Origin of the sequence: Streptomyces solicavernae, assembly GCF_029968095.1 — a bacterium.
Taxonomy (GTDB): Bacteria; Actinomycetota; Actinomycetes; order Streptomycetales; family Streptomycetaceae; genus Streptomyces; species Streptomyces solicavernae.
On the sequence record NZ_JASCIR010000084.1, the window covers coordinates 1 to 1,919 of the forward strand.

Genomic DNA, 1,919 nt, shown 5'->3' on the forward strand with positions numbered 1-1,919 from the left:
TGGTGCCGAAGCGTCACACTCCGGTGGCCGCCGTACAGGAGGAGCAGGGCCCGGTCCGTTCCGACGTGTGCGTGGACAACCGTGTGCCTGAGCCGCCGTTCCGGGGCACCCGCGTCGTCAAGGGGATCCAGCTGGGGGAGTACGCGTCCTGGCTGGACGAGGGCGCGCTGTTCAAGGGCCAGTGGGGGCTGAAGGGCGAGACCGTCGAGCGGGAGGGGCGGCCGCGGCTGCGGATGTGGCTGGACCGGCTGCGCACCGAGAACCTCCTGGAGGCGGCGGTGGTCTACGGCTACTTCCCGTGCGTGTCCAAGGGCGACGACCTGATCCTCCTCGACGGCGACGGCAACGAGCGCACCCGCTTCACCTTCCCGCGCCAGCCCCGTGGCCGCCGCCTCTGCCTCGCGGACTTCTTCCGCCCCGAGGAGTCCGGCGAGACCGACGTGGTCGGCCTCCAGGTCGTCACCGTCGGCTCGAAGATCGGCGAGGTCACCGCCGAGCTGTTCGAGGCCAACTCCTACCGCGACTACCTCGAACTCCACGGCCTGTCCGTGCAGTTGACCGAGGCCCTCGCCGAGTACTGGCACGCACGCGTCCGTTCCGAGCTCGGCATCAGCGCCTCCGATCCCGCCGAGCTCGACGGCATGTTCCGCACCGAATACCAGGGCTGCCGCTACTCCCTTGGCTATCCGGCCTGCCCCGACCTGGAGGACCGTGCGAAGATCGCCGACCTCCTGGAGCCGGAGCGCATCGGCGTCGAGCTGTCCGAGGAGTTCCAGCTGCACCCCGAGCAGTCCACCGACGCCATCGTGATCCACCACCCCGAAGCGAGCTACTTCAACGCGGGAGGGAGTCGGTCATGACGACATTCTCCTTTGAGTTCTTCCCGCCCAAGACGGCCAAGGGCGAGCGGACCCTGTGGCGCGCGATCCGCCGCGTCGAACCGCTCGCCCCCGACTTCGTTTCCGTCACCTATGGTGCGGGCGGGTCCTCACGTGAACGTACGGTCGACATGACCCGCCGTATCGCGTCCGAGACGACGCTCCGTCCGGTCGCGCACTTGACGGCAGTCGGGCACAGCCGGGCCGAGCTGCGCCACATCATCGGCCAGTATGCAGACGCCGGTGTCCGGGACGTCCTGGTGGTACGCGGCGACCCGCCCGGTGACCCGAACGCCCCGTGGGTCCCGCATCCTGATGGCTTCACGTATGCCCACGAACTCGTATCCCTGGTACGGGAGTTGGGCGACTTCCGCATCGGCGTGGCGGCGTTCCCGGAGCGGCATCCGCGCTCGGCCGACTGGGACAGCGACATCCGGCACTTCGTCGCCAAGTGCCGCGCGGGCGCCGACTACGCCGTCACGCAGATGTTCTTCCGGGTGGAGGACTATCTGCGGCTGCGGGACCGGGTGGCTGCGGCGGGCTGCGACACTCCGATCATCCCGGAGATCATGCCGGCGACCGATGTGCGCCAGATCAGCCGCTTCGCCGAACTCAGCGGCGCCGCCTTCCCCGAGGACCTGGCGCACCGCCTGGACGCCGCGCGCGACGACCCCGCGGCAGGGCACCGCATCGGCGTCGACTACGCCACCGCCATGACCGAGCGACTCCTGGCCGAAGAGGCGCCTGGGCTGCACTACATCACGCTCAACCGCTCCACGGCGGCACTGGAGATCCACCACAACGTACTGAACTCAAGGAGTGCACCGTATGCCCTCGCAGCCGAGCGCTGACTTCACCGATTTCAAGGTCGCGGACCTGTCCCTGGCCGAGTTCGGCCGCAAGGAGATCACGCTCGCCGAGCACGAGATGCCCGGCCTGATGGCGATACGCGCGGAGTACGCGGCGGCCCAGCCGCTGGCCGGCGCCCGCATCACGGGTTCTCTGCACATGACGGTGCAGACCGCCGTCCTGATCGAGACC

3 protein-coding genes are annotated in these 1,919 nt (G+C 69.2%); all 3 read left to right on the plus strand.

Going from position 1 to position 1,919, the window contains the following annotated elements; translation table 11 throughout:
- The coding region (locus tag QIS99_RS32055; protein WP_282517273.1) for a vitamin B12 dependent-methionine synthase activation domain-containing protein at positions 1–860 on the plus strand (860 nt) is incomplete at its 5' end.
- A complete protein-coding gene (gene metF, locus QIS99_RS32060) occupies positions 857–1,729 on the plus strand; it encodes a methylenetetrahydrofolate reductase [NAD(P)H] (RefSeq protein ID WP_282517274.1) in 873 nt (290 codons plus the stop codon). The genes QIS99_RS32055 and metF, both read left to right, overlap by 4 nt.
- Positions 1,707–1,919: adenosylhomocysteinase (locus tag QIS99_RS32065; RefSeq protein WP_282517275.1), on the plus strand; the 213-nt coding region annotated here is incomplete at its 3' end. The genes metF and QIS99_RS32065, both read left to right, overlap by 23 nt.

Excerpts from the sequence above, each read along its gene's own strand:
- metF (WP_282517274.1), top strand. The coding sequence starts at position 857 with ATGACGACATTCTCCTTTGAGTTCTTCCCGCCCAAGACGGCCAAGGGC.